The sequence below is a fragment of the Vibrio hannami genome, assembly GCF_029589055.1.
Classification (GTDB): domain Bacteria; phylum Pseudomonadota; class Gammaproteobacteria; order Enterobacterales; family Vibrionaceae; genus Vibrio; species Vibrio hannami.
Genome location: NZ_JARQZP010000007.1, coordinates 1159472 through 1179616, shown reverse-complemented (window position 1 = coordinate 1179616; position 20145 = coordinate 1159472). Strand labels below are relative to the sequence as shown.

The window sequence follows — 20145 nt, the reverse complement described above, 5'->3', positions numbered from 1 at the left end:
ATCCTGCTGCAATATTATTGATAGATATGAAAGGAAATATTACCGGAAAATTTCATGTGAGCTATATTTAATTACTTTTTTCGCTAGGTTGAGCTAAATGTAAATGTCTGGCTTTGTGTAAAAAAAGAGCCGCTTCAGTTAGCGGCTCTTCAAAATGGTGTAATTTGGATACTTGCTTAGAAGTTCGCGCTACGTGGTGTACGAGGGAACGGGATAACGTCACGAACGTTAGCCATACCTGTCACGTAAGAAACAAGACGCTCAAAGCCAAGACCAAAACCAGCGTGAGGTACTGTGCCGTACTTACGTAGGTCGCGATACCAGCTCATGTGCTCTGGGTCGATACCGATTTCACGCATACGATCGTCAAGTACATCCAGACGCTCTTCACGCTGTGAACCACCGATAATTTCACCAATACCTGGTGCCAGTACATCCATTGCAGCAACGGTTTTGTTGTCATCGTTCAGACGCATGTAGAACGCCTTGATGTCTTTAGGGTAGTTCTTAACGATTACTGGTGCTTTGAAGTGTTCTTCAGCCAGGTAACGTTCGTGCTCAGAAGACATGTCGATACCCCATTCAACAGGGAACTCGAACTCACGACCAGAATCCAGAAGAATCTGGATTGCATCAGTGTAGTCAACCTGAGCAAAATCTGAATCTACAAACTTCTCAAGACGAGTGATCGCTTCTTTGTTGATGCGCTGAGCAAAGAACTCAAGATCGTCACGACGCTCTTCAAGAACCGCTTTAAACACATACTTAAGCATATCTTCAGAAAGCTTAGCAACATCATCGAGATCTGCGAACGCAACTTCAGGCTCAACCATCCAGAATTCTGCTAGATGGCGACTAGTGTTTGAGTTTTCAGCACGGAAAGTTGGGCCGAAAGTGTATACTTTGCTCATTGCACACGCGTATGCTTCAGCGTTAAGCTGACCAGATACAGTAAGGAATGTTTCTTTACCGAAGAAGTCTTCGTTGTAATCCACATCGCCTTTATCAGTGCGTGGTAGGTTTTCCATGTCCAGTGTTGATACGCGGAACATTTCACCTGCACCTTCTGCATCTGATGCAGTGATCAGCGGAGCCGATACCCAGAAGTATCCCTGCTCATGATAGAAGCGGTGGATAGCCTGAGAAAGACAGTTACGAACACGTGCAACTGCACCAATTACGTTAGTGCGTGGACGAAGGTGCGCAACTTCACGAAGGTACTCAATAGAGTGACGTGTTTTTGCCATTGGGTAAGTATCAGCATCTTCAACCCAGCCAACCACTTTAACGGCGGTTGCTGCTAGTTCGAAGTCCTGACCTTTAGCCGGAGACTCTACGATCTTACCTGTTACTTCAACAGAGCAACCTGTAGTCAGCTTAAGTACTTCTTCTTCGTAATTATTCAGTTCATTAGGGACCACGGCCTGAATCGGGTCGAAACAAGAGCCGTCATAGATGGCAAGGAAAGAGATTCCAGCTTTGGAATCACGACGCGAACGAATCCAGCCACGAACAGTGATTTCACTGTCTACAGCCAATTTACCGCTCAGTACGTCAGTTACAGGCGCGTAAGTCATGTTATTAATATTCTCCGTTAGAATGAAATCCCCAAGCGTATTAACACCGCTCTTTGTGTGATGTTTTGTCGGTTGGGTACGAATTTTTTATTTAAAGCGCAATATTACCTGTGAAACAGATAGCTTCAAGAGGAAAACTAAAATAATCCACAAATTAAGGGGGTTTTATTTAGCTGATGCGTTTTCTGAGTATGTGTTGAGGACCAGCGTCACCACCGTAGTACAGTTTGTCAGTGTCTATAAAGCCAGCTTTGACATAAGCGCTATAGGCGTTGCGGTTCTTTTTGTTTACCGTAAGACAGATGGAGTTATAGTCGGGATAAGCACCGTAAAGATAGTTGAATAGCTTCTTTAGCGCTTCTACGGCGTAACCTTTACCCTGAAATTTTTGGTCAATCAGTATATTGCGCAAACCAAGTTCTTTTTGCTCAGTAAAGGTATATTCATGAGAGTAGGCTTTATCGAGCATAAAAAAGCCAACTAGTTCTGAACCCTGGTTGATAACAAAAAACTCGTGCTCTGGTTTTCGAGCCTGATATAGCTCTGAAAAGCCCGTTACGAATTGCTTTTGTTCATCAGAGACTCTCATATCCATCAATATAGAGTAGTCTTTTAATTTGGCTTTCTTAATCGTAATCATATGAACCTTCACTACCTGATCTAAATATAGTCTAAATCAACAAATTAGCGACGGCTACCCTTGATTTGAGTTGAATAGCTGAAGTTGCAGCGCCTGGATGATTTGGGCGGTAACACCCCAGATAAAATGGTGTTTATAAGGAATAGCGAAAACCCGGTGATTCAATCCTTTGATCTTGAACTTCTGGCTGTATAGCTGCTGAATATCAAACAGGTGTGAAGCCGGAACTTCAAAGACACTTTCTACTTCATTTTGGTCAATCACTGGCTGATAGTCTGGGGAGACAAACGCCACAACAGGGGTCACATCAAATCGACTGACTGTGATGAGTGGTGGTAGTGTGCCTATGATATCAATCATTGAGGGGAGCAAACCTATCTCTTCATGAGCTTCCCTAATGGCGGTATCAGCAGCGCCAGGATCATTGTCCTCTTGTTTCCCACCAGGGAAACTAATTTGACCAGGGTGATGCCTGAGGTGCAATGCGCGCTTAGTTAAGATGACGTTAAGCCCATTTTCACGCTCAACGCACCCGATAATTACCGCTGCTTTTCTTAGTTTTTTCCGGTCGAAGCCAGCAACCCGTTCTAGCCCTTCGCTGTGGTATTCCACAGGCTGATTAAGTGAAAAGTTAGAGAGAAACTGGCTTTTATTCATCTACGCTTCCTATATTCGTTTGTATCAGTTTTTCAGTACGGGCAGAATTTTACTGAGCTTATCGTAGGTTTCCTGATACTCAGATTCCCAACGGCTATCAGCAACGATACCGCCACCCGCCCAGGCGTACAGGCATTCGTTATTGGCGATGAGAGTACGGATGGTGATACTGGTATCCATCGTTCCGCAGCGGCTGATATAACCTATGCTGCCGCAGTACACACTGCGTCTGTGTGGTTCCAGCTCTTCAATAATTTCCATCGCTCTGACCTTTGGAGCTCCGGTAATGGATCCTCCGGGGAAACATGCCCGAAGAAGATCACAAGCGTTATAGTTATCATCAAGTGTAGCTTCTATTGTGCTAACAAGGTGGTGGACTGCAGGAAAACTCTCGATTTCAAACAGATGAGGAACACTAACACTGCCTGCTTTCGCTACGCGTCCGATATCGTTTCGAAGCAGGTCAACAATCATTAAGTTCTCAGCCTGATCCTTTTCGGCGTTTTGAAGTTCAACAGAAATCAGTTGATCTTTATTCGGGTCAGTGTGTCTTGGGCGCGTCCCTTTGATTGGTTTTGTTTCAATTTGACAATCACTTAACTGTAGAAAGCGCTCAGGTGATAAACTGAGTATTGCGCAGTTGTTCGTACGGATAAAAGCAGAAAATGGGGCTTTGTTTGTATGCTCTAACTTCAGATACGTATCCCATTCATTGCCAGTGTATTTAGCTTTGAAGCGCTGAGTTAGGTTAATTTGATAACAATCACCAGACAGAAGGTACTCGTGAACGGATTCAATTTTCTTCTGATACTCATGTTCGAGCATATTTGAGTGCCAGTCAGACTCCAGTTTAAAAGGGGGATGACTTTCGTTTTGCGCTTCAAATATCGACCTTTGTTGAGTTAACCACTGGTAATTTGACTCAACATCTTCTCCAACTGCCGTGACCAGGCACAGTTTATGGTCGACTATTATCGCCCAGTCATAGATACCAACAACCATGTCAGGGATATCAATGTCACGACGCGCGATATTAGGCAACTTCTCAACACGTCGACCTAAATCGTAGGCAAAGTAACCAAGTGCACCACCAACGAAAGGTAAGTTTTCAACTGATGGTGTTTCCGGCAGGTAGTTTTTAATGCAATTATCTATCAAAGAAAAGGGATCGGCATTTGACTCCGAGGTGCCTTCAGGTGTCACTATTTCACTGATATCACCAGTGGTTTCTATGGTTGCTATCGGATTGGCAACCAGGATGTCGTATCGGCTATCAGGGTGCTCCTCTGACGCTGAGCGGAGCAGCATTGCCCATGGCAGATGAGAAATAGGAGCAAATAATTGTTGAGCGATCTCGGGAGAGTAATTCAGGTTTTTGGTTTCTAACTTGTGATTTGTATTGTTATTCATTTGCATAAATTGTGACAAAGGATTTAAACACCGCATAGCGCAAGGTGCAGAGCAAGAGTATCATAAATTCAGCTTTAAACATCTAACTTGTTCAGTTCCAATAGGAATACTAAAGAACAACACAACTATAAATAAGAGGGAAGCAATGACCGTTATCCAGAAACAGGACCTCATCAGCAGTGTCGCTGATGCCCTTCAGTACATTTCTTACTACCATCCTCTAGATTTTGTTAAGGCTTTAGAAAAGGCTTATGAGAAAGAGCAAAGTCAGGCTGCTAAGGATGCAATCGCTCAGATTCTTATTAACTCACGTATGTCAGCAGAAGGTCATCGACCAATCTGTCAGGATACAGGTATCGTTACCTGCTTTGTAAAAATTGGTATGAATGTCCAGTGGGATAGCGACCTTACCGTTCAGCAGATGGTTGATGAAGGTGTAAGACAAGCTTATACCAATCCTGATAACCCGCTTCGAGCGTCGGTATTGTCAGATCCTGCAGGTAAACGAGCAAACACCAAAGACAACACGCCAGCGGTTGTTCACATCGATATGGTGCCTGGCGATAAAGTCGAGGTGCAAATCGCAGCGAAAGGTGGCGGCTCTGAAAACAAAACCAAGATGGTGATGTTAAACCCATCAGACGATATCGCTGAGTGGGTCGAGAAAACGGTTCCTTTAATGGGCGCAGGTTGGTGTCCACCGGGTATGCTAGGTATTGGCATCGGTGGTACGGCTGAAAAAGCGGCAGTGCTGGCTAAAGAGTCCTTGATGGAGCACATTGATATTCAGGAGCTTATCGAGCGCGGCCCTCAGAATGCGGAAGAAGAGCTAAGACTGGATATCTTTAACCGCGTGAATAAGTTAGGCATTGGCGCGCAGGGTTTAGGTGGTATGACTACCGTCGTTGATGTGAAGATCAAATCTGCTCCAACGCACGCCGCATCTAAGCCGGTATGTATGATCCCGAACTGTGCCGCGACCCGCCATGTTCACTTCACACTGGATGGCACTGGTCCAGCTGATTTGCAGCCACCTAAACTGGAAGACTGGCCAGATATCACATGGGAAGCAGATGAAAATACCCGTCGTGTTAACCTTGATGAAGTAACCAAAGAAGATGTTCAAAGCTGGAAAACCGGCGAGACCGTACTCCTTTCAGGTAAGATCCTGACTGGTCGTGATGCGGCACACAAACGCATTCAAACCATGCTTGAAAGTGGTGAAGGCCTTCCAGAAGGTGTTGATTTCACAGGCAAGTTTATCTACTACGTAGGTCCAGTAGACGCAGTAGGTGATGAAGTGGTAGGTCCTGCAGGCCCTACCACGTCAACTCGTATGGATAAGTTCACAGACATGATGCTTTCTGAAACCGGGCTTACCGGGATGATAGGTAAAGCTGAGCGTGGTCCTGCAGCGATTGAATCTATTAAGAAACATAAAGCGGTGTACCTAATGGCTGTTGGCGGCGCGGCATACCTTGTTGCAAAAGCAATCAAGAAAGCTCGTGTCGTGGCATTTGAAGAGCTGGGTATGGAAGCGATTTACGAGTTCGAAGTAGAAGATATGCCAGTGACGGTTGCAGTAGATTCATCAGGCGCAAATGCGCATCAGATTGGCCCAGATACATGGAAAGTGAAGATCGCTGAAGCGGAATAACTTTCTTAAAAATGACAAAGCGCGGTTTATATCTAATGGATTACCGCGCTTTCTTTTACAAACTAGTGTTATAATTTAGATACTTAACTCTAGGGCAATAGTCTCTAAACATGCCCATCAACAAAAAATAGGAGTATAAATGCCTCGCTTTGTTCAGGTCTTACAGCTTCTGATCGCTATCGTCGTCGGTTTTTTCTTGGTTCGTGATACGATCCTGCATGGTATTGGTATATATAGCCAAACATGGGTGATTCTGACCATCTCCACCACATTACTTCTTGAGTTGGCCTTGTTTGTTATCTACAAACTGATTGAAGATGATTAGATTTACATTTACTTAGATTTACGCAGCGGCCAGTTTATTACTGGCCGTTTTTACAGGTAAAATGATGATCTCTTATATGTAGTAGGCTCGATAACTCTTGATTGGCATACTTGCTGCTTAGAGTATTTTGGGTTGAGCGTGAGTACGCGGTGAGAGACAGAAGAAAGGCAAGTAACAGGGTAGGTAATGAAAAATATACGTCGTGAAGTGAATGACCTAATTAGCCGTGGAATGGATAGTCATTTAAGGCTTGCTGTAACAGGGTTATCACGGGCGGGAAAAACGGCGTTTATTACGTCTTTAGTTAACCAGCTTGTATATTCATCTACTCACGATAACCTTCCTCTTCTGAGAGTATCTCAGGATAAACGTTTGATTGGCGCAAAACGTGTTCCGCAAACCAATATGCTGGTCCCTAGATTTGCCTATGATGAAGCGATGGACTCGTTGCATGCCGAACCGCCTTACTGGCCCGAACCAACAAGAGATGTCAGTGAAATTCGATTAGCTATCCGCTACAGACCGCAAAAAGGTGCTAAGAGTTTATTAGCTAAAACCTCAACGCTCTATCTGGATATTATCGATTATCCGGGAGAGTGGTTGCTTGACCTGCCGCTTCTTGAGCTAAGTTATGAAGAGTGGTCGGCGACACAGTACGCTGGTATGACAGAAGATCGGCGAACACTAGCGAATTGCTGGATGTCTGCAGCAGAGAATATTGATCTGTTTGCAGAGGCGGATGAGAAGCAAATTCAGTCGGTATCAGAAACATTTACTGAATATCTTTATAAGTGCAAAGAAGCTGGGTTTCATTGGGTACAACCGGGAAGATTTGTATTACCGGGTGAGCTGGCTGGAGCGCCAGTCTTACAGTTTTTCCCATTGCCTGAACACTGTAATGTTGCGGACTTAGCGAAAAGTTCGAAAGGCAGCTCATATCAGATGCTGAAATCGCGCTACGAAGAGTATCAAAAGCGGGTGGTTCGAGCTTTCTATAAGAATCATTTTTCTACCTTTGACAGACAAATTGTTTTAGTTGACTGCCTGCAACCATTAAACGCTGGATACGAATCTTTTAATGATATGAAAGACGCACTGGAACAGATAATGAAGAGTTTTCGTTATGGACGAAGCTCGATGTTAAAGCGACTTTTTGCGCCCAAAATTGACAAGGTTCTGTTTGCTGCAACTAAAGCTGATCACGTAACGCCAGATCAGCATGGCAATCTGGTTTCCTTACTTCAACAAATGGTTCACCCTTCCTGGCAGCATGCCGCTTTTGAAGATATCGAGATGGAATGCATCAGCATGGCATCAATACAGGCAACGGTTCCGGGATTCGTTTCACAAGGGGCGAGTAATTCGCCCGCTATACGTGGCACGACACTATCTGGTGAGCCAATGACGCTCTATCCGGGAGAGGTGCCAAGAAAGCTGCCCGGCGCGGATTACTGGAAAAACTCAGGTTTTGAATTTTCAAGCTTTAGGCCAATGCCTAGTGATGAAGGGCAGCCTTGTAAGCATTTAAGACTGGATAAAGCTCTGCAGTACTTAATTGGAGACAAATTAAAATGAGTGAATTTAAGTCCAAACAAATTTTTGAAGACTCTCCCGAGATCAACAAATCTGACGAGGAACTGACAGCGCAACTTCAGTTTGAACAAGAGAAAAAATTTGTACCAGCAGAAGCAGCGTCCAGCGATGAGGCTGAACTTGAAGCAGAGAATAATCTGGAAAAGGTGATAAGGCCTAAGAAGAGAAGTGGCTGGCTAATGACCGGCCTGGTAACGTCATTTGCCGGATTATTAGGGTGGCAGGCGGTGGATACCGTTGTAACAGCCGTTCAAACCGCAGACTGGCTGACAGTGGGTTGGTCTGCTTTGGCTACTACTGTCGCAGGGCTTGGAGTTGGGGCGATTGGTAAAGAGCTATGGAAGCTCAGAAAGTTGCGAAATCATTTTTCTGTGCAGGAGCAGAGTGAAGCGTTACTGAAAAGTGACAGTGTAGGCAAGGGCAGAGCATTTTGTGAGTCGCTTGCTACTGAGGCAGGGATACCATCTGAAAACCCACATTTCGATCGTTGGCGTAACAGTATCAATCAATCCCACAACGACGCTGAATTGCTGGAAATGTACGATGCGATGGTTATTAAACAGCAGGATACTGAAGCTAAGAAACTGGTCGCTCGTCTCTCTTCAGAAGCAGCAGTTTTGGTGGCAGTTAGCCCGTTAGCGATAGCCGACATATTGCTGGTGGCGTGGCGCAACTTTAAGTTGATCGACCAACTGGGAGAAATCTACGGTGTTGAGCTTGGTTACTGGTCTCGTATAAAGCTGTTTAAATTGGTCTTAGTTAATATGGCCGCTGCAGGTGCCAGTGAATTAGCTGTAGATACCAGTATGGACTTACTCTCTATGGATTTAGCCGGAAAGGTGTCAACCAGAGTTGCCCAGGGCTTCGGCGTTGGTATTCTTACCGCTCGTCTTGGTATCAAAGCAATGTCGCTATTGCGTCCAATCCCATGGAAACAAGAAGACAAAGTACGCCTTGGTGAAATAAGAAGAGAGCTGATTTATAAGTTGAAAGACAAAATTTAACCATTTAGATCCTGATGTATTCAAGGATGTCTTGACGGATATAAACGCTTCAGACAAACTGGTGTAAAATTTTCCTGACACTTTAAAGGAACCATTTGTGCGTCTTGAAGTTTTATGTGAAGACAGGTTAGGTCTTACCAGAGAGTTGCTTGATATTCTCGCATCCCGAAATATCGACCTGCGCGGCATTGAGATAGATGTTATCGGTATTATCTATCTCAACTGCCCGGAAATTGATTTTGAAACCTTTAGTGAATTAATGTCCCAAATCCGGAAAATCTCTGGAGTGACTGACGTTCGTAAAATTCAGTTTATGCCAAGTGAGCGACATAATACTGAACTTATATCCATTCTTAATAACCTTCCGGAACCTGTATTATCCATCAGCCTGAAAGGGCAAGTTGATACAGGCAACCATGCAGCCGAAGCACTGTTTTCTAAGCAAAAGGGCGAGTTAAGCGGTGAGCAAATTTCATCTTTGATCTCTTCATTTAACTTTTCAAAATGGCTGGAAGGCGATAAAGAGCGCCACAGAGATACGGTTATTATTGATGGGCTTGATTACGTTATGGATATCATGCCGGTTTACATCAAAGGTGAAGCTTCAAGTGAGTCTGTACTGGCTAGCGCGCTAGTGACTTTACGAGCCAGTGCATCGATAAAAGGTGAAATAGAGTTTCTACCTGAGCACAATACATTAGGTTTTGAGCATTTTGTTGGAATATCCAACCGTCATAAAGCGCTTATCGCCCAGGCGAAGAAGTTAGCGATGATGGATCAACCTCTGTTGATAGAAGGTGAAACCGGTACGGGTAAAGAGATGCTGGCAAGAGCCTGTCACAACCGTTCAGAACGTTCAGACAAACCTTTCCTTGTTCTTAGTTGTGCTTCTATGCCAGATGATGTGGCTGAAACAGAGTTATTTGGCCATGCTGCTGGTGCATTTAATCAAGACGAAGAGCACAAAGGTATATTTGAGCAGGCCGACGGAGGAACCGTTTTCTTAGATGAAATTGGTGAAATGAGTCCGCACCTGCAAATAAAGCTTCTGCGCTTTTTACAAGACGGTACTTTCCGCCGGGTGGGTGAAGAGCATGAGGTTCATGTCAACGTACGAGTCATCGCGGCAACCAAGCAAAATCTTGCCCAGTTAACAGAAGCCCATGAGTTCCGTGAGGACCTCTATTATCGCCTGAACGTTCTAACGCTTTCTATTCCGTCCCTGCGTGAGCGACCAAACGATGTAAATGCTTTACTTGAATTGTTCGCAACCAAATACTGCCAGCAGCTTGGTGTTGATAAGCCAGAGTTCACTGAGGAGCTTCTTGAAGGTTTAACAAGTTACCCTTGGCCGGGCAACATCCGCGAGTTCGACAATATGGTACTCAGAGCTTTGACCCGAATGAGTGACGATGAGTTAACCATAGATCATTTCCAGCTTCCAAAAGTGGAGTCGTCTATTGCTAATGCAGTCGGTGTAAACCTAGAAGGCTCGCTGGATGAAATAATGAAAGAGTATGAAGCGAAGATTCTCGACCGCTTGTACCAATCATTCCCTTCTAGCCGCAAACTAGCGAAGCGATTAGGTGTTTCTCACACTTCAATAGCGAATAAATTACGCGATTACGATATCAGGAAACAGTGATGTGGCGTGATATCAAAGTTAATCGAATGCACGAAGAGTTTGACGGCGTTGTTGTCAGGCTGGCAGAAAAAGATGATGCGAAGCGGATCAGCGAGTATTTTATAAAAAACCGAGAATATCTTGCTCCCTGGGAGCCACATAGGGAAGAGGACTTTTATACCCAATATGGCTGGGCAAAGAAGCTCATCAAACTATGTGAGCTGCATTTACTGGGCATAGGTTTTTACTGCCTGATTCTCGATAAAGAGAGTGGCAATATGCTTGGCACTATCTCGTTTAGCAATATCACCCGTTTCCCATTACACGGCTGTTTTGTCGGTTACTCCCTCGATCAACATGCTCAGGGAAAGGGGATCATGAGAAAAGCATTAAAACGGGCATGTAACTGGATGTTCAAAACTCAGAACATGCATAGAATTTCAGCCAGTTATATGCCTTCCAATCAAAAAAGTGCAGCAGTGCTGGCGTCTGTAGGTTTTGAGGAAGAGGGATTTGCTAAGGATTATTTGCTGATTAAAGGTAAATGGGAAGACCATAAGCTAACATCACTCATCAACTCAAAGTGGCTAGAGAAAAAATAAATGGATACAAGATTAAAGAAGCAACTCGAGTTGCTGATGGAACTGGATCGACTTAAGTCGGTACTTCGTAGAACCCGAGTTAAAAGTGCAGAAAAACGGTTAGAAAATAGTGCAGAGCATAGCTGGCACGTAGCATTAATGGCGCTTTTGCTGGAAGAGCATGCAAACGAGCCCGTCGACATTACAAAGGTCGTTAAGATGTTATTACTGCACGACATCGTTGAAATCGATGCGGGCGATACCTTTGTTTATGACTCGGTAGCGTCAAAAGAACAGGAAGAGAAAGAGCTGGCAGCCGCAGATCGATTGTTCGGGATGCTACCGGACGATCAGGGGAAAGAACTTAAAAATATCTGGTTTGAATTTGAGCAAGCTGAGAGTGCCGAAGCGAAGTTTGCCAAGGCGTTAGACAGGCTGATCCCTATCCTGATGAACTACAACAATGATGGGCAAAGCTGGGTAGAACATGGTATTGCAAAGCAGCAGGTTATCAATATTAATGGTCGAATTGTCGATGGATCAGAAGCGTTATGGTCGGTTGCCAGTGAAGTGATAGACAGTGCCGTAGAAAAAGGTTGGCTAAAGCCATAGGAAGAACTGATGAGTTATATAAATATAAACGAGTACAACCGTAAGTGGATCTTTACCCACGCTTCGATGCCTGTATCTGAAACCGATCTCGAATCGATTAAACCTATGACACAGGCTCGCTCTGCTCAGTTTTGGCAGCAGAACATTAGTGCAATGAGCCCCGATGCCGATCGTTTTTCTCGAGAAGACTGGCCTTCGAAGAAAGATGCCTGGATATCTGAAGAGGATTGGTCCGTGGAGTGGGAGGCAGATGAAGAAGCATTACCACAAGCCATTCTGGACCATATTGACTGGCAGGATGACGTTACGGTGTATTTCTGTTATGAGAAGTACAACGTGATTGAAACCAAGTGGTCTGTTTTTAAGCGTTGCTGGAAAAATTTCCTGTTTTACGATGATGGCCCGATTTTGATAGGCCGAAGACGAAAAGAAGCACTTTGGTTTAACTCGAAAGGGAAAGTTCAGCTAGGTAAAAGAGACTAGAAATAAATCCGCCTTCTAACAAGGCGGATTCTTTAAGGGACTATTCTTTAATAAGGTGTAGGCCACTTGGAAGCGCGTCACCATAGGCACGCTTAGTGTCGGAAACATCCAGAGCTTTAACTTCCCGTACCAATTCAACCCATGAAGCAGGTGCTTTGCTGGAGTTAAGCTTTTCAATGACGTTGTCACGTAACTCGTCTGAAACATCAAACAGTCTGTCACCTGTTTTGCGGCACATCATTACAGCAGCAAAACCAACTATTGGCTCCTTGTTCCAGTTTTGTTCAAGTAATTGCGGTAGCCAATGCTCAATCTGTTCTCTAGGAATAACAGAGTGTTGGCTGCCGTACATCAAAGAACGAGAAGCAAGACGTCCTAATGCCCACCAGTGAGCCTGAGCGTGTTGAGTTTGCGATGTGGCTTTATTCAGGAACCAGGTTGAAAGCAGGACTTTGTCTTCAACATCCAGATTCTCCAGAGAAGCAGCGAGCCTCACCATAGCCTCGTAACCTTTCTCCTGAGATTCTTTGGCAACCTTAGCGTTGCGTAAAGACCCCGGATGCAGGTACTTAGCTATATCAGCCAGAATGGTTTCTTGCTGCTCTTGTGACAATCCACCTGAGACTCTTCGCCAGAACACCCACCAGTCGCTCCAGCCCTGGTGATTCTGATACTGGATATTATGCTGGTAAAGGTTCCAAACTTGCTCCATACGCCAGTTATCGGTAGGGTCACCAAAACCAGGACGTAGGGTATATCCAGCTAATCTCAACCAGTTCTTCTCATGTTGCTCCGAGCGTCGACGGCGTTTTCTACCCGTCGCAAACGCATCAAAGATATGGCGTGAAGTCTGGAAATCCCACTCTTCTCGTTTACCCAGTTTTCGTTCTAGCTCTTTAACCAGTGTCTTAATGGTTTTTGAATCAGCCGACTTTTTATTACCACTGTATGCAGAAGCAATCAGTGACAATGACTGTTCTAACTGAGGCGAGATAGTTTGCTCTTCTTCAAACGTTTCGCCTTTCTTACGAATCTCGAACTCGACATTCCATCGCTGTGAATCGTCATCAACACTCACGCAATCGAGTTGCAGGGTACCGACTTCAGTCAGTTTACATGCCAGTTGAACGTTCACACGTTGTTTCTGGTTTGCGTGCAGATCGTTACTTTGTTCCGTTAAGCTCTCCAGTGTAGTGATGTACGGCGGAAGAGGGGAGAATACGTCGGGATCAACGCGGGTGAGTAAGCCATTTTGTGGCTTTTGATTGTCACTCAATCTGTCATGAGTTGAAGTCAACAGGTTAAAGCGAACCGGTTCATCAAGTGTCAGTGCGAACTTTCGGCCAGTTAACCGTATTTCCTGACCTTCTTCGGTTCCCTTTGCTAACAAACAAACGGCCTGACCAAGACCTTTCTTTTCTGGTAGTTGCAGGAAGTATGAGCGTGCAGCACCACCACCAATTTTTAACTGTGCTCCCCGGCGTGCTTTACCGTAAGCAACAGCACCGAAGGCAACAGACAGATCTGGATGGGGGTTGTTAAGTAGTGTTACTTCATCGCCTCGCCAGTTTTCCAAAAGTTGCTTGATTCTTGACGTTACAAGGTCACTATTGAAAACACCACCATTTAACAGTAGCCCTTTAGGAACACTACTTGCCTTTGTATTTTCTTCTGTGCCATCAGATTGGTGGAACGAAAGGAACTCAGCAATATGCTTAGATACTGCAGGGTCCGAAACATAAGGCAGACCAAACTCTACCACTGCGCTTCGTTTCTTATCTGGTAGTTGATTCAGTTCAGTAAGTGGGAAAAAACCATCAAGGGCGATACCGTGAACTTCTTCTTTTGATAGTGGAATGCTCTTAGATCCACCAATCAGGCGAGAACCACTGCCAAGCATAGTGATTTTTACATCACCAATGTCAGAGTTTGAAAGTAGCTGCTCTTTTGCTTTGCGTGTCTGCTGAATCAGTTTTGAAAGGGCAGAAGCATTAAGCTTTTTAGAGCTAGAGAATCTTTGTTCTGCCAGATGTGCTAATGCCAAATCCAGATTGTCACCACCCAACATTAGGTGTTCGCCAACACCGACCCGGTTCAGCGATAGCTCATCATTAATCAACTTAGCTTCGATTAAGCTAAGGTCGGTTGTACCACCACCAACATCGCACACTAGTATGGATGATACATCCTGAAGTTCCTGTTTGGCTGAATCTGAATGACGAGCATACCAGTCGTAGCAAACTGCCTGAGGTTCTTCTAATAGTGATACGTCATGTAAGCCAGCGAGTTTAGCAGCTTCAAGCGTAAGCTTTCGTGCACTCTCATCGAATGAAGCGGGTACAGTAATAACAATGTCCTGATTCTCGAGAACATTGATTGGGTTGTGATGGTTCCAGGATTGGCGAACATGGTTAAGGTAACTGGCTGTCGCTATAACAGGTGATACCTTATCGACATCGTTTCCGGATACCCATGGAAGGATATCGGATTCACGATCGACGGCCTGATGAGATAACCAGCTTTTAGCACTGGAGACCTGACGCCCTTCGATCTTGGCTCCAAGCTCCCGTGCCCATTCACCGATTACGGCATTCTTGATATCACCTTTTACCGTGGTGTTTTCCCATGGCAGAGTGATGTCATTGTCACCAAGCTGATTTTGCGCCGGGTGAAAACGAAAGGAAGGTAGAAGCGGTTTTCTGACCACTTCTCCCGGACCAATTAACTGATCGATTTCGAAGATATTAACTGGCGCTGTCTTTAGCTCTTCCTCTAACTCACAGTAGGCAACGACGATATTCGTCGTGCCTAAGTCTATGCCGACAAGGTAGCGTGAGGCGATCATGCGGTTTCCCGTACGTCGAACTCAACGTGCCATTTCTGACCGTTATCAGAAGCGACAGCTTCTAGATATAAAGTACCAAGCTCGGTGACTTTGGAAGCCAGTGTTACCGGGACAATTTCGCCCACTTTGCGACCATCAGTCGCATCTAGAGTTACCTGAATTTCCGGTAGTTCTTCTAACTCTTCCGGTTTCCAGTAGTCAAGGTGAGTACCAGCCAAATCGTCGCGGCGAACTGTTGAACCGTAGAACTGGAACTGTACAGGCTGACCAATTACAAGGCCGAATTCACGATCCTGTACCTGTTCTGAAGAGCCTTCTTCCATGCCAAATGGTGCAACACAAATAGCTTCCATTGGAGGTGCCATTCCAGGTATTGCCGGCATTGAACTTTCAATACCTACGTAGTAGCTGCTTGCGATACCGCCACGGATACGAACGCCGTTGCCCTGACGAACCGAGCCGTAGTAAGACGCGCCGTTTGCTACCGCCAGATCAAGGTCGAAGCCACTTAGTTTTTTCGCTTCTTGACCGCCAGCCTGAGTAAGCCAGTTATTGATAACGGAAGTCAGGCGCTCTTCCAGCAGTGATGATTTAAGTACACCACCATTAAACAAGATTGCTGTAGGTTTAATAAACTCTGGCTGTGCCTGTTCGCCAAACATTCCGGCAAATACATCCTGAGTAGAGTTAGACTGTTTGCACAGGAAGCCTGCGATATGGCGAGTAATACCTGCATCCTGAGCATAAGGCAGACCCATTTGGGTTAGGGCGCTACGAGTATTCTGTACCGGGTGCTCCTGAATCTGAACCTGTGGGAAGAAGCCGTTAACCAGTGTCTGTTCAACTTCTTGCTTAGTGAGTTCTGTTTTCAGTGTTGCTCCTAACAGTTTTGAACCACGGCTTGGTACAACAATAGGAACGGAGTGAACATCCGGATCATCCAGCAGCGTTTCTTTCGCATCGCGACAGGCCTGAGTAATCGCCTGAATCTGCCATGGTTGCAGATCTTTGCCTTCTTGAGCCATTTTCATCTTCAGGCGGTAAGCAAGAGCAAGATCCATGTTGTCGCCACCAAGAAGAATATGTTCACCAACGGCAACACGATTCAGGTTTAAGTTACCTTCTTCTTCTGTCACTGCTACCAGTGAAAGGTCGGTAGTACCACCACCGATATCAACAACTAAAACAACGTCGCCAACTTCTACCTGACTACGCCACTCTTCATGGCTATTGTTAATCCAGCTATACAATGCCGCCTGTGGTTCTTCAAGAAGAGTCAGGTTATGCAGACCCACATTTCGAGCCGCTTCAGCGGTTAAATCGCGAGCTGCCGGGTCGAACGATGCAGGAACCGTAATCGTTATTTCCTGCTCTTCTAATCGGTTTTCTGGTTTTTTATGGTTCCAGGCATCTTTAAGGTGCTCCAGATACAGCTCTGTTGCTCTCAAAGGTGATGTTTTTTCGATTTCATCCGGGCTACCAAATGGCAGGAACGCTTCGTGGCGATTTACGCCGCCGTGGCATAGCCAGGATTTAGCGCTTGAGACTAAACGCAGAGGTGTTTTACCACCAAGGTTACGTGCGATAGCGCCAACCAGCGCATTTGGATTTTCAGTCCACGGTAGTGTGCGTGAACCAGCGCCCATTTCATGTTCGTGCGGCTGATATAAGAAAGACCCCAGTTGCGAGCGCTCTTCAACCTGTCCGGGAGCGGTTAGCTGAGGTACCGCGAAAGTGTTCACTTCCGCTTCTTCCTGATGTAATTCTGTGTAAGACAATACGCAGTGTGTTGTGCCTAAATCGATACCGACACTGTATTTTGCGTTGTGTTCCATTAAAGCTCTACCTCTGCTGGAGCAATAATTGAAGGATCGAAGCTCTCCGATACTTTCGGAAGCTTAATCTCTTCTGCTCTCCAGCCTTTGTGAATTAGTGTGCCATTGAACGGTGCTTGACCGGTCACATTGCCTGTAAGGCGTACAGATTGTGGGTCGAAACCTTCTTCAATCTGGATACGGGATTCTTCGTCTTCTGTTCGGATATTAGTAAGCGTTACATAATCAGTCAGGATTTTTTGGCCGCCACTATGGATTACGCGAGCAGCCGCGCCGACTTCTTCATCAGAAAAGCCGGTAAGATCCTCTTTAAGGAAATCAATCAGACGAGACTCTTGTTGCATGATTGCCAATAGCTGCATTGCAGAGTCCGTAGATGCAGTTTTTAGTTTAGTTTCAACTTCAACCACCTTCTCAATGACTTTCTCTACTTCAACCACTTTTTCGACTTCAACTTCGACGATTTTTTCTACTGGCTTTTCAACTTCAACGATTTTCTCTACCGGAACTTCTACTTCTTTTTCTACCACTTTTGTTTTCTTAACAAGAGAAATAAGCAGAAAAAGAACTGCAGCACCACCAAGAGCAGCGTGATACATATCTAGCGTTGTAGGAATAAGGTTCAAATCAAAGTTCATAAATTGTTCTCTTTGGTAAAATTTTAAGCAAGCCTCGGCTAGCTTTTGAATCTGATGACATGTATGGCTTTAAGAATTGGGATTATTGGTAAGATTTTCAAGTAATTTGAGGCTTATTGTACCTAAAGTTCAACAGTTGAGAACGTGTTTTTCATTCTTTAAATTTTATGGGACGTTTTAATGAGAAAATTTGCATTGTCATTTTTGTCCGCTAGAATTCGCGGTTCTGATTTTCTATATAAGGGTTGGCATGAACTATAACCGGGTTGTTTGCTTCGATTTAGAGATGTGTTGCTGGAACGTGGATGGTAAAGGCACCACTGGCGAAATTATCGAAGTAGGGTTGGCTGAAATTGATCTGGCGAAAGGCGAGATAGTTAAGCGTGCTCAATATTATGTAAAGCCCGAAAAAGATCAGGTCTCTCTTTTCTGCTCTGAATTAACTGGTATTACCCCACGGAAAATCGAGAAGCAGGGCAGGCCGTTAGAGGAAGTGATTAAGTCTATGATTAAAAACTTCGGTGGGCCTAACAAGATATACGCATCTTGGGGACGTGATGACCTTATTCTGGCTAATGAGTGTCAGAGTAAAGGTATCGATATGCCTTTTAATGAGTTTATTAATCTTGCGACTTTATACCGAGTTCAGAATCGTCTCAAAGATAAGCGTATTGGCCATCGTGCGGCTCAAGAGCAGAAGGGCATAGCGTGGGAAGGCCGCCAGCATTCAGGCTATGTTGATGCGTACAATTTGGCGAAACTTGCTCTGGAAATGCTCTAAACATAGGTCGGGAAAACGTAGGTCGGGAAAATGGATGCGATTGATCTGAAAATACTGGAACAGCTACAAATCGATGCCAAGGTATCAATGGTCAGCCTGGCTGAAAAAGTAGGCCTGTCTGAACCTGCTTGTTATCGACGCGTTCGGCAGTTACGCACTAGCGGGCATATAGAAAAAGAAGTTGCGGTTATCAAACCCAAAACAATGGGTTGGCCTTTAAGCATGATGCTGATGGTGCAATTAGAGCGTGATCACGGTTCGATCGTTAACCAATTCATCGACAGAGTTAATCAGGCTCCAGAGGTACTGGATTCCTGGTATGTTACCGGTGATTTCGATGTGGTTTTACAGGTAGTCGCTACGGATATGGAAGCGTTCGATGAGTTTACTCAACGTGTTCTTCATAAAGATGGCAGCGTAAAAAGTGTCAAAACACTGGTTGTTATGAGGCACTCCAAGATGGCTGGCCCCATACCACCAGCGTTTGACAGATAATAACTATTTCTTGCTGATTTCCATCGTCAGATGATCGAATGCCTGTCCCAGGTCAGCCAGCAAATCTTCGATATCTTCTATACCCGCTGAAACTCTGACTAACCCTTCCGGGATACCGAGTGCTTTGCGTTCTTCTGGTGTCACTTCTACATGGCTTGTTGTTCTGGCTGGACCATAAGTGGTTTCAACTGAACCCAGATTAGCGGCACAATTAGCGTACTTTAGTGCTGGTAATAGAATCGAGACAGATTCCATCCCGCCTTTTAACGCAAAGCTAAGCATTCCACCGAACCCTTTCATCTGCTTTTGTGCAATGTCGTGATGAAGATGAGTTTTCAGCCCTGGATAGTACACCGCTTCGACCAGCTCTTGTTTTTCGAGAAAATGAGCTATCTGCATAGCATTTTCCGCCTGCTGTCGGACACGAAGTTTCAGTGTCTTCATGCCTCGCAAAAGTAGATAGGCGTCCCATGGCGCGAGTGAAGCACCATTTATTTCTCTGTAGTGATAGATTTGCTCCACCAACTCCTTGCTGCCACATACAACGCCACCTAAAGCGTCTGCATGCCCGCCAAGAAACTTAGTCGCGCTATGAAGCACAAGATCAACCCCAAGGCTTAGCGGAGCCTGATTAACCGGGCTGGCAAAGGTGTTATCGGCGACGACAAGAGCACCCACCTTTTTTGCAGCTTTTGCGATACGTTCGATATCGGTGATTTTCAAAGTAGGGTTGGTAGGCGTTTCAATATAAACCAGCTGACATCCTTTTTGGATTTCGAACTCTAGTGCTGCGTGATCCCCTGTATCGGCAAGCGTAACATCAACATTTATGTTTGGTAGAAACTCTGTGAAGATCTTGTTTGTACCACCATAGGTATCCTTTATAGATACGACTCTGTCTCCGGGTCTTAGGAAGGTGTAAAGGGTATTACTGATTGCTGCCATACCACTAGAAAAACTGGTTGCAGCTTCCGCTTTTTCAAGGGTACGGACTTTATCCTCGAAGGCTGTTACTGTTGGGTTGGTATTGCGGCCATATATGTGCCCTGGCTTTTTCCCTGTAGCGACATCGTACCATTCATCCATATCTTCATATGCATAGGATACGCTAACGACAACAGGTACTTGAGTTGCTCTGTGAACTCTTTGCTCTTTTTCTCCCGCCCAAACAGCTTCGGTACCAAATCGCAAAATATCTTCTTTATCTGAGTTCATTTCTTCTCCAACTATAAAAATTTTCGGTTGAAGAAAATGTATCACTCTGCCCAAATAAACTCGGTTATTGTTTAATACTAAGTGATAAAAATTATCGATAGTCTTTTGTAGATAATAAATTTTATCTTTGTATTAATGACGTTTGTTATTGAGTGAAATAGTGATATGTAAAA

General features: G+C 44.9%; 18 protein-coding genes. 10 read left to right on the top strand and 8 right to left on the bottom strand.

Going from position 1 to position 20145, the window contains the following annotated elements; all coding sequences use genetic code 11:
- Window positions 1-176: 176 nt before the first annotated feature.
- The 4 genes from asnS to pabB all read right to left on the bottom strand — a co-directional run bounded on the left by asnS (window position 177) and on the right by pabB (window position 4284).
- The gene (gene asnS / locus P7F88_RS19830; protein ID WP_277827587.1) at window positions 177-1577 is read right to left on the bottom strand and encodes an asparagine--tRNA ligase; all 1401 of its coding nucleotides are present in this window, start codon (window positions 1575-1577) and stop codon (window positions 177-179) included.
- A 169-nt stretch (window positions 1578-1746) separates the two neighbouring features.
- On the bottom strand, window positions 1747-2217 hold the full coding sequence (locus P7F88_RS19825; protein WP_277827585.1) for a GNAT family N-acetyltransferase: 471 nt from the start codon (window positions 2215-2217) through the stop codon (window positions 1747-1749).
- 54 nt (window positions 2218-2271) lie between these two features.
- Window positions 2272-2874 carry a CoA pyrophosphatase gene (locus P7F88_RS19820; protein ID WP_277827583.1) on the bottom strand — a complete coding sequence of 201 codons (603 nt, stop codon included), beginning with the start codon at window positions 2872-2874 and terminating at the stop codon, window positions 2272-2274.
- A 24-nt stretch (window positions 2875-2898) separates the two neighbouring features.
- Window positions 2899-4284: an aminodeoxychorismate synthase component I gene (gene pabB, locus P7F88_RS19815; protein ID WP_277827581.1), complete on the bottom strand. Its 1386-nt coding sequence runs from the start codon at window positions 4282-4284 to the stop codon at window positions 2899-2901.
- Between the two features lie 145 nt (window positions 4285-4429).
- Here pabB and P7F88_RS19810 point away from each other — a divergent pair, with 145 nt between their 5' ends.
- The 8 genes from P7F88_RS19810 to P7F88_RS19775 all read left to right on the top strand — a co-directional run bounded on the left by P7F88_RS19810 (window position 4430) and on the right by P7F88_RS19775 (window position 12163).
- Window positions 4430-5941: a fumarate hydratase gene (locus P7F88_RS19810; RefSeq protein WP_277827579.1), complete on the top strand. Its 1512-nt coding sequence runs from the start codon at window positions 4430-4432 to the stop codon at window positions 5939-5941.
- A 139-nt stretch (window positions 5942-6080) separates the two neighbouring features.
- Complete coding sequence (locus P7F88_RS19805) at window positions 6081-6266, top strand: hypothetical protein (protein ID WP_277827577.1); 186 nt, start codon at window positions 6081-6083, stop codon at window positions 6264-6266.
- Between the two features lie 186 nt (window positions 6267-6452).
- Complete coding sequence (locus P7F88_RS19800; RefSeq protein WP_277827575.1) at window positions 6453-7841, top strand: YcjX family GTP-binding protein; 1389 nt, start codon at window positions 6453-6455, stop codon at window positions 7839-7841.
- The gene (locus P7F88_RS19795; protein ID WP_277827573.1) at window positions 7838-8863 is read left to right on the top strand and encodes a YcjF family protein; all 1026 of its coding nucleotides are present in this window, start codon (window positions 7838-7840) and stop codon (window positions 8861-8863) included. The genes P7F88_RS19800 and P7F88_RS19795 overlap by 4 nt, the downstream gene beginning before the upstream one ends.
- A gap of 97 nt (window positions 8864-8960) precedes the next feature.
- The gene (tyrR, locus tag P7F88_RS19790) at window positions 8961-10508 is read left to right on the top strand and encodes a transcriptional regulator TyrR (protein ID WP_277827571.1); all 1548 of its coding nucleotides are present in this window, start codon (window positions 8961-8963) and stop codon (window positions 10506-10508) included.
- The gene (gene rimJ, locus P7F88_RS19785; protein WP_277827569.1) at window positions 10508-11089 is read left to right on the top strand and encodes a ribosomal protein S5-alanine N-acetyltransferase; all 582 of its coding nucleotides are present in this window, start codon (window positions 10508-10510) and stop codon (window positions 11087-11089) included. The genes tyrR and rimJ overlap by 1 nt, the downstream gene beginning before the upstream one ends.
- A complete protein-coding gene (locus P7F88_RS19780) occupies window positions 11090-11680 on the top strand; it encodes an HD domain-containing protein (protein WP_277827567.1) in 591 nt (196 codons plus the stop codon).
- 9 nt (window positions 11681-11689) lie between these two features.
- Window positions 11690-12163 (top strand): DUF2947 domain-containing protein, encoded by a 474-nt coding sequence (locus P7F88_RS19775; RefSeq protein WP_277827565.1) that lies wholly within the window; start codon window positions 11690-11692, stop codon window positions 12161-12163.
- Window positions 12164-12203: 40 nt separating this feature from the next.
- Here P7F88_RS19775 and P7F88_RS19770 read toward each other — a convergent pair whose 3' ends face one another.
- The 3 genes from P7F88_RS19770 to P7F88_RS19760 are packed head-to-tail and all read right to left on the bottom strand — an operon-like array spanning window position 12204 to window position 17481.
- Entirely contained in the window at window positions 12204-15008 is a 2805-nt protein-coding gene (locus tag P7F88_RS19770; RefSeq protein WP_277827563.1) for an Hsp70 family protein, read from the bottom strand.
- Complete coding sequence (locus P7F88_RS19765) at window positions 15005-16843, bottom strand: Hsp70 family protein (RefSeq protein WP_277827561.1); 1839 nt, start codon at window positions 16841-16843, stop codon at window positions 15005-15007. The genes P7F88_RS19770 and P7F88_RS19765 overlap by 4 nt, the downstream gene beginning before the upstream one ends.
- A complete protein-coding gene (locus P7F88_RS19760; protein WP_277827559.1) occupies window positions 16843-17481 on the bottom strand; it encodes a DUF2760 domain-containing protein in 639 nt (212 codons plus the stop codon). Before P7F88_RS19760 ends, P7F88_RS19765 begins: the two co-directional genes overlap by 1 nt.
- 250 nt (window positions 17482-17731) lie before the next feature.
- On the opposite strand from P7F88_RS19760, the gene P7F88_RS19755 reads away from it, so the two are divergent.
- Together P7F88_RS19755 and P7F88_RS19750 are read left to right on the top strand one after the other, a co-directional pair.
- On the top strand, window positions 17732-18262 hold the full coding sequence (locus tag P7F88_RS19755; protein WP_277827557.1) for a 3'-5' exonuclease: 531 nt from the start codon (window positions 17732-17734) through the stop codon (window positions 18260-18262).
- 30 nt (window positions 18263-18292) lie between these two features.
- Window positions 18293-18757, top strand: a complete 465-nt coding sequence (locus P7F88_RS19750) for an Lrp/AsnC family transcriptional regulator (protein ID WP_277827555.1) — start codon at window positions 18293-18295, stop codon at window positions 18755-18757.
- A 3-nt stretch (window positions 18758-18760) separates the two neighbouring features.
- Here P7F88_RS19750 and P7F88_RS19745 read toward each other — a convergent pair whose 3' ends face one another.
- A complete protein-coding gene (locus P7F88_RS19745; RefSeq protein ID WP_277827553.1) occupies window positions 18761-19972 on the bottom strand; it encodes a cystathionine gamma-synthase family protein in 1212 nt (403 codons plus the stop codon).
- Window positions 19973-20145 lie beyond the last annotated feature (173 nt).

Bases quoted from the DNA above. Each gene is read 5' to 3' on its own strand.
- asnS (WP_277827587.1), bottom strand. From the start codon at position 1,577: ATGACTTACGCGCCTGTAACTGACGTACTGAGCGGTAAATTGGCTGTA.
- P7F88_RS19825 (WP_277827585.1), bottom strand. From the start codon at position 2,217: ATGATTACGATTAAGAAAGCCAAATTAAAAGACTACTCTATATTGATG.
- P7F88_RS19820 (WP_277827583.1), bottom strand. From the start codon at position 2,874: ATGAATAAAAGCCAGTTTCTCTCTAACTTTTCACTTAATCAGCCTGTG.
- pabB (WP_277827581.1), bottom strand. From the start codon at position 4,284: ATGAATAACAATACAAATCACAAGTTAGAAACCAAAAACCTGAATTAC.
- P7F88_RS19810 (WP_277827579.1), top strand. From the start codon at position 4,430: ATGACCGTTATCCAGAAACAGGACCTCATCAGCAGTGTCGCTGATGCC.
- P7F88_RS19805 (WP_277827577.1), top strand. From the start codon at position 6,081: ATGCCTCGCTTTGTTCAGGTCTTACAGCTTCTGATCGCTATCGTCGTC.
- P7F88_RS19800 (WP_277827575.1), top strand. From the start codon at position 6,453: ATGAAAAATATACGTCGTGAAGTGAATGACCTAATTAGCCGTGGAATG.
- P7F88_RS19795 (WP_277827573.1), top strand. From the start codon at position 7,838: ATGAGTGAATTTAAGTCCAAACAAATTTTTGAAGACTCTCCCGAGATC.
- rimJ (WP_277827569.1), top strand. From the start codon at position 10,508: ATGTGGCGTGATATCAAAGTTAATCGAATGCACGAAGAGTTTGACGGC.
- P7F88_RS19780 (WP_277827567.1), top strand. From the start codon at position 11,090: ATGGATACAAGATTAAAGAAGCAACTCGAGTTGCTGATGGAACTGGAT.
- P7F88_RS19775 (WP_277827565.1), top strand. From the start codon at position 11,690: ATGAGTTATATAAATATAAACGAGTACAACCGTAAGTGGATCTTTACC.
- P7F88_RS19770 (WP_277827563.1), bottom strand. From the start codon at position 15,008: ATGATCGCCTCACGCTACCTTGTCGGCATAGACTTAGGCACGACGAAT.
- P7F88_RS19765 (WP_277827561.1), bottom strand. From the start codon at position 16,843: ATGGAACACAACGCAAAATACAGTGTCGGTATCGATTTAGGCACAACA.
- P7F88_RS19760 (WP_277827559.1), bottom strand. From the start codon at position 17,481: ATGAACTTTGATTTGAACCTTATTCCTACAACGCTAGATATGTATCAC.
- P7F88_RS19755 (WP_277827557.1), top strand. From the start codon at position 17,732: ATGAACTATAACCGGGTTGTTTGCTTCGATTTAGAGATGTGTTGCTGG.
- P7F88_RS19750 (WP_277827555.1), top strand. From the start codon at position 18,293: ATGGATGCGATTGATCTGAAAATACTGGAACAGCTACAAATCGATGCC.
- P7F88_RS19745 (WP_277827553.1), bottom strand. From the start codon at position 19,972: ATGAACTCAGATAAAGAAGATATTTTGCGATTTGGTACCGAAGCTGTT.